Source organism: Streptomyces sp. NPDC039480, from assembly GCF_055597165.1.
This window is the reverse complement of sequence record NZ_JBVITX010000025.1, coordinates 1-6,904: the sequence shown is the minus strand read 5'-3', so window position 1 is coordinate 6,904 and position 6,904 is coordinate 1. Positions and strand designations below refer to the sequence as shown.

Sequence of the window (6,904 nt, the reverse complement as noted above, 5' to 3'; positions counted from 1 at the left end):
GATGGCTCGCCTCTCACTTCAGCGTCAGTCGGACAGCCTCCACAAACCTCCCCATAGTGCCATCAGACAGGGCGAAACGCTCAGTGAGAGCCCGTCTTCGAACCCCCGCCTGCGCCCCGACGCCCGGCACGCCCGCTCGCCGCACGGCGTCCCAGGACAGGTGGCTCCGCCACATGACCTGTGACGCCGCACGCCGATCGCACGCACCGAACGCCGCTGCGCCCGCGCTCCGCGCGAACGACGGGGGTTCAAAGACGGGCTCTCACGGATGGCACGATGGCTCCATGAACATCGTGCTTTTCCATTCGACGTACGGCCTGCGGCCGGCGGTGCACGCGGCGGCCGACCGGCTGCGCGGCGCCGGACACGAGGTGTGGACCCCCGACCTCTTCGAGGGCCGCGTCTTCGACAGCGTCGAGGAAGGCAGGGCCTTTCAGAGCGAGCTCGGCAAGGACGAGATCCTGAAGCGGGCGATCCTCGCCGCCGCGCCCTACTCGGAGCGCGGGCTCGTGTACGCGGGGTTCTCGCTCGGCGCCGCGACCGCGCAGACCCTCGCCCTCGGCGACGAGAAGGCGCGCGGCCTGCTGCTCCTGCACGGCACGTCCGACCTCGCGGAGAACGCGTCCGTGGACGAGCTGCCCGTGCAACTGCACGTCGCCGAGCCCGACCCCTTCGAGTCCGACGACTGGCTGAGCGCCTGGTACCTCAGGATGGGCCGGGCCGGGGCCGATGTGGAGATCTACCGCTACGCGGGCGCGGGGCACCTCTACACCGACCCGGACCTCGACGACTACGACGCCGAGGCCGCGGAGGCGACGTGGCGCACGGCGCTGGGCTTCCTGGAGACGCTCTAGTCCGTGGCCGCTCGGGTTCAGCGGACGGGGGCGTGCACCCGCTCCACCTTCTGCGTGCCGCTGCGCGTGCGGTACGAACGGGTCCAGGACGAGGTCGCCCCGGGATCGGTCCGGTCCGAGACGACGTAGTAGTCCATCTGTGAGCGCTCGGCGGTGACGTCGAGGACTCCGTAGCCGTGCGAGTCCATGTCCAGCCACTTCACATGGCGGTTGGCGGCCTTGAGGGCGCCCGCGGCCACGAGGGAGACGGTGTGCGGGGCGACGCCCAGCATGTCGTCGATGTTGTCGGAGCTCACCGAGGTGACCACGAACTCCGTGGCGGCGGACGGCGAGAGCGGATACGTGGCCGCCTTGACCGGTACGTCGTTCGCCCAGGCCATGTGGATGTCGCCGGTCAGGAAGACGGTGTTCCGGATGTTCCGGTCGCGCAGGTGGGCGATGAGCTCCTTGCGGTCGTCGGTGTAGCCGTCCCACTGGTCGGCGTTGATGGCCAGGCCCTCCCTGGGGAGGCCGAGCAACTCCGCCAGCGGCTCCAGGAGATGAGCGGGCAGCGAGCCGAAGGCGACCGGCGAGATCATCACCGAGGTCCCGACCAGTTTCCAGGCCGCCTCCGAGGACGCGAGGCCCGACTTCAGCCAGTCGAGCTGGGCGCGGCCCGTGAGCGTGCGGTCCGGGTCGTCGACCGCGCCGCTGCCGAGGCCCGCCTGCTCGGAGCGGAAGGACCGCAGGTCGAGCAGGTGGAGATCCGCGAGCTTCCCGAAACGGACGCGGCGGTACACGGTGCCTTCGGTGGAGGGGCGCACGGGCATCCACTCGAAGTAGGCCTGCTTGGCCGCCGCCATGCGCACCGCCCAGCCGCCCTCGGTCTCCGGGGAGTGGTTCACGGCCCCGCCCGACCAGGCGTTGTCGGCGAACTCGTGGTCGTCCCAGATCGCGATGACCGGGTGGGCCGCGTGCATCGCCTGCGCGTCGGGGTCGGTCTTGTGGACGCCGTGCCGGGTGCGGTAGTCGGCGAGCGTCTGGATCTCGTGCCTCGGCTCGTGCGGACGGACGACGTGCTCGGCGGACGGGTACTCGCCGCTCTTGTACTCGTATATGTAGTCCCCGAGATGGAGGACCGCGTCGAGCTCGGTGCGTGCCGCGAGGTGGCGGTAGGCGGAGAAGTGGCCCGCCTCCCAGTTCGCGCAGGACACCACTCCGAAGCGGACGCCGTGCGCGGAGGCGTCGTGCGCGGGGGTGGTGCGGGTACACCCCACGGGGGAGCGGACGTCTCCTACGGAGAAGCGGAAGTAATAGGTGGTCGCCTGGTGCAGGCCCCTTACGTCGGCCTTGACCGTGTGGTCGGCCGCGGCCCGCGCGGCGGTGCTGCCGTGCGCCACGACCCGGGTGAAGCCCTTGTCCTCGGCGACCTCCCACCTCACTTCGGTGTCGGGGCCTTTGCCGGACCCCGGCACGGCGTCCGGCGTGGGGGTCACGCGGGTCCAGAGCAGGACGCCGTCGGGCAGCGGGTCTCCGGAGGCGACGCCGTGGTGGAAGGCGGGTCTCTCGGCGGCGTGCGCGGGTATGGAGGCGAGCGGCGCGGCGAGCGCGGCGCCGGCGGCCGCCACCTTGACGACGGTACGGCGGCTCGGGGCGGGGGAGTTGAGCGACGAATGAAGATCGTTTCGACTGGTCACGGACGATCACGATACTGATCGGTAATCGCGAGAGGGGGGCGAACTCGTCAAGTTCGCCCCCCTCTTGAGTACTGTTCAGCCGGCTACTTCGTGACGCCCGCCTTCTTCAAGGCGGCCTTCCAGGCGTCGGGGGTCTTCGGCGTCTCGACCACCTTGCCGTTGATCTTGATGGTCGGGGTGGACTCCACGCCCTCGGCCGACTGGAAGGAGTCGCTCATCTTCAGGGCCCAGGGGTCGAAGGTCCCCTTCTCGACGGCGCTCTTGAACTTGTCGTTGTTCTTGAGGGCGTCCACGGTGTTCGCCACCTTGATCAGGTACTCGTCCTTCGCGAACTCGTCGGTGGACTCCGCGGGGTGGTACTTCGTGGAGAACAGGGCGGTCTTGTACTCGAGGAACGCTTCGGGGCTGACGTTCAGCGCGGCGCCGAGCGCGCTGAGGGCGTTCTTCGACCCCTCGCCCGAGAGGTTGTTGTCGAGGAACGTGCCGACGGTGAAGTTCAGCTTGTAGTCGCCGTCCTTCATGCCCTTGTCGATCGCGGAGCCGATGGACTGCTCCATGGCCGCGCAACCGGGGCAGCGCGGGTCCTCGTAGAGGTGGACCGTGTTCTTCGTGTCGGACTTGCCGATCGTGACCGTGGTGCCGTCCTCGCCCGAGGTGTTGGCGGGCTTGACGACCTTCTTGTCCTTGGCCTCTTCCCAGTAACCGGGCTTGTTGGTCTGCATGACGGCGTAGCCGACGCCGCCGGCGAGCGCTAGGACGCCGACGATCGAGACGCCGACGATGACGGCCCGCTTCTGCTTCTCCCGCTTGCGCTCGGCTTCCTGCTGGGCGCGGATCCGCTCGCGGGCGGCGGACTTGGCGGCCTGGCTGTTGCGCTTGCTCATGATCTTTTTCTCCGTGTGGGTGAACTGCGTGGGGGTGCTGTGCTCAGGCGAAGACGGCCGAGCACGGCGGTCCACGCCGTCCCACGAAGTGCACGAGCAGCCGCGTGCGCGCCGCCCGCACCCGGCGCGCGGGGCGCGGGGCGCGGCGGACGGGCGTGCGGAAGGTGGTGACCGCGGCGACCGCGATCAGCAGGGGCCGGAAGGTCGCGGCGGCGACCGCGCGCAGCAGCTGGGCCAGGGCCCGCTCGCCGCGCCGCAGCCAGGCCGCCGCGAGGAGGCCCACGCCGACGTGCGCGCCGAGCAGCAGCCAGGCGGCGCCCGGGTCCGCGTCGGCGAGCAGCGCGGCGGCGCCGTGCCCGTCCGCCGTCATCCGGGCCAGGGGCGACCCCACGGGCGCCCCGCCGCACAGCACGTCGAAGCCGACGGAGCGCAGCGGACCCGCGACGGGGCCGCCCGCCTCGCCGTAACAGACGTGCTGGCCGGCGGTGAACACCGTGTCGGCGGCCAGTTCGAGAGGGATCAGCAGGGCCGCGATCCGCCTGTACCCCCGCTCGCGTCCCGCCATCGCGTACGCGATGAGGAAGACGGGGGCGGCGATCGCCGCGACGGTGGTCAGCGGCAGGGGGACCCGGGACAGCAGCACGTGCGACGCGGCGGAGAGCGTCACGACGAGTGCCGTGAACAGCGCCGCGCGCACGGCTCTGAGCTGGGTCCCGGATATGTCCATCGCGGAGGAGTGTGCCATGTGTTCCTGTGGGAGGCCCATAAAGGGTGCCTGTGGGCCTCCCGGGTCCTCGGACGCCTACAGGCCCGGAATGCGGCCGTTGCGGAAGAGGTCGACGAAGATCTGGTGGTCCGCACGCGCGCGTGCGCCGTAGCTGTGGGCGAAGTCGACGAGCAGGTCCGCGAAGCCGTCCTCGTCGGCCGCGATGGCGGCGTCGATGGCGCGCTCCGTGGAGAACGGCACCAGGTCCGAGTGCCCGCTCTCGTCGTCCGCGGCGGCGTGCATCGTGGCCGTGGCGCGGCCCAGGTCGGCGACGACCGCGGAGATCTCCTCCAGGTCGTCGATGTCCGACCAGTCCAGGTCCACGGCGTACGGCGAGACCTCGGCGACGAGCTGGCCCGCGCCGTCCAGCTCGGTCCAGCCCAGCCACGGGTCGGCGTGCGCCTGGAGGGCGCGCTGGGAGATGACCGTGCGGTGCCCCTCGTGCTGGAAGTAGTCGCGGACCGCGGGGTCCGTGATGTGGCGGGAGACCGCGGGGGTCTGGGCCTGCTTGAGGTAGATCACGACGTCGTTCTCCAGGGCGTCGCTGTTGCCCTCCAGGAGGATGTTGTACGACGGCAGGCCGGCGGAGCCTATGCCGATGCCGCGGCGGCCGACGACGTCCTTCACGCGATACGAGTCGGGGCGGGTGAGGGAGGACTCCGGCAGGGTCTCCAGATAGCCGTCGAACGCGGCGAGGACCTTGTAGCGCGTGGCGGCGTCGAGCTCGATGGAGCCGCCGCCCGGCGCGAAACGGCGCTCGAAGTCGCGGATCTCCGTCATCGAGTCGAGCAGCCCGAAGCGGGTCAGGGAGCGGGCGTCGCGCAGCGCGTCCAGGAGGGCGCCCTGGGCGGTGTCCAGCGTGAAGGGCGGCACCTCGTCGCTCTTGGCGCCCGTCGCGAGGTCGTGGACGCGCTCGCGGTACGCCGCGGCGTAGGTCCGCACGAGGTCGGTGATCTGCTCGTCGCCGAGCGCCTTCGTGTAGCCGATCAGGGCCACGGAGGCGGCGAAGCGCTTCAGGTCCCAGGTGAAGGGGCCGACGTACGCCTCGTCGAAGTCGTTCACGTTGAAGATCAGGCGGCCCTGGGAGTCCATGTACGTCCCGAAGTTCTCCGCGTGGAGGTCGCCGTGGATCCACACCCGGCCGGTGCGGTCGTCCAGATACGGGCCGCCGTGCTGCTCGCGCTCCAGGTCGGCGTAGAACAGGCAGGCCGTGCCGCGGTAGAACGCGAAGGCGGAGGAGGCCATCTTCCGGAACTTCACCCGGAACGCGGCGGGGTCCGCGGCGAGCAGCTCACCGAACGCGGTGTCGAAGACGGCGAGGATCTGCTCGCCGCGCTGCTCAGCAGTGGGCTGCGGGACCGACATCGCTGGGTGCCTCCTGGTACGGGGTGGTGCGTGACGTGGGACGGATGGTCCGCCCCTTCCAACGCTCGACCGTACTCCCGAGTGCCCGCCGACTGTCAGCGCCCCGGATTAGACTTCCACGCTGACCCCCCAGACTGTCCGCAGCCTGTTCCCCAGCGTTCTCCGGAGGCCTCCCGTCGTGACAAAGCCGCCCTTCACGCACCTGCACGTGCACACTCAGTACTCGCTGCTCGACGGTGCCGCGCGGCTGAAGGACATGTTCAACGCGTGCAACGAAATGGGCATGACCCATATCGCGATGTCCGACCACGGCAACCTCCACGGGGCGTACGACTTCTTCCACTCCGCGCAGAAGGCGGGCGTGACGCCGATCATCGGCATCGAGGCGTACGTGGCGCCGGAGTCGCGCAGGAACAAGCGGAAGATCCAGTGGGGCCAGCCGCACCAGAAGCGCGACGACGTGTCCGGTTCGGGTGGTTACACGCACAAAACGATCTGGGCGGCGAACAAGACCGGTCTGCACAACCTCTTCCGGCTCTCCTCCGACGCCTATGCGGAAGGCTGGCTCCAGAAGTGGCCGCGCATGGACAAGGAGACGATCTCCCAGTGGTCCGAGGGGCTGATCGCCTCCACCGGATGCCCGTCGGGTGAGCTCCAGACGCGGCTGCGCCTCGGCCAGTTCGACGAGGCCCTGAAGGCTGCGGCCGAGTACCAGGAGATCTTCGGCAAGGACCGGTATTTCCTGGAGCTGATGGACCACGGCATCGAGATCGAGCGCCGGGTCCGCGACGGCCTCCTGGAGATCGGCAAGAAGCTCGGCATCCCGCCCCTGGTGACGAACGACTCGCACTACACGTACGCGCACGAGTCGACCGCCCACGACGCCCTGCTCTGCATCCAGACCGGCAAGAACCTCTCGGACCCCGACCGCTTCCGCTTCGACGGCACCGGTTACTACCTGAAGTCGACCGACGAGATGTACGCCATCGACTCGTCCGACGCCTGGCAGGAGGGCTGCCGCAACACGCTCCTGGTCGCCGAGCAGATCGACACCACGGGGATGTTCGAGAAGCGCGACCTGATGCCGAAGTTCGACATCCCGGAGGGCTTCACCGAGGTCACCTGGTTCCAGGAGGAGGTCCGCCGCGGCATGGAGCGCCGCTATCCGGGCGGTGTCCCCGACGACCGGCAGAAGCAGGCCGAGTACGAGATGGACATCATCATCCAGATGGGGTTCCCCGGGTACTTCCTCGTGGTCGCCGACTTCATCATGTGGGCCAAGAACAACGGCATCGCGGTCGGCCCCGGCCGAGGCTCCGCGGCAGGCTCGATCGTCGCGTACGCCATGGGCATCACCGA

At 69.8% G+C, this 6,904-nt stretch carries 6 protein-coding genes; 2 read left to right on the top strand and 4 right to left on the bottom strand.

The annotated features are described in order from the left end of the window. Positions 1–284: 284 nt before the first annotated feature. Entirely contained in the window at positions 285–854 is a 570-nt protein-coding gene (locus tag ACZ56E_RS40555; protein WP_471221987.1) for a dienelactone hydrolase family protein, read from the top strand. 17 nt (positions 855–871) lie between these two features. Here the strand turns inward: ACZ56E_RS40555 and ACZ56E_RS40550 are convergent, their stop codons facing one another. The 4 genes from ACZ56E_RS40550 to ACZ56E_RS40535 form a co-directional block, all read right to left on the bottom strand. Then, positions 872–2,530: an alkaline phosphatase D family protein gene (locus ACZ56E_RS40550; RefSeq protein WP_471221986.1), complete on the bottom strand. Its 1,659-nt coding sequence runs from the start codon at positions 2,528–2,530 to the stop codon at positions 872–874. A gap of 83 nt (positions 2,531–2,613) precedes the next feature. Then, positions 2,614–3,414, bottom strand: a complete 801-nt coding sequence (locus tag ACZ56E_RS40545) for a DsbA family protein (RefSeq protein ID WP_471221985.1) — start codon at positions 3,412–3,414, stop codon at positions 2,614–2,616. A 43-nt stretch (positions 3,415–3,457) separates the two neighbouring features. Then, positions 3,458–4,141: a hypothetical protein gene (locus ACZ56E_RS40540; RefSeq protein WP_471221988.1), complete on the bottom strand. Its 684-nt coding sequence runs from the start codon at positions 4,139–4,141 to the stop codon at positions 3,458–3,460. Between the two features lie 75 nt (positions 4,142–4,216). Beyond that, on the bottom strand, positions 4,217–5,545 hold the full coding sequence (locus tag ACZ56E_RS40535; protein WP_468609866.1) for a DUF2252 domain-containing protein: 1,329 nt from the start codon (positions 5,543–5,545) through the stop codon (positions 4,217–4,219). A 178-nt stretch (positions 5,546–5,723) separates the two neighbouring features. Between ACZ56E_RS40535 and ACZ56E_RS40530 the strand changes: the two genes are divergently transcribed. Further along, positions 5,724–6,904, top strand: a 1,181-nt coding sequence (locus ACZ56E_RS40530) for a PHP domain-containing protein (protein WP_471221984.1), incomplete at its 3' end; no start/stop codon positions are given.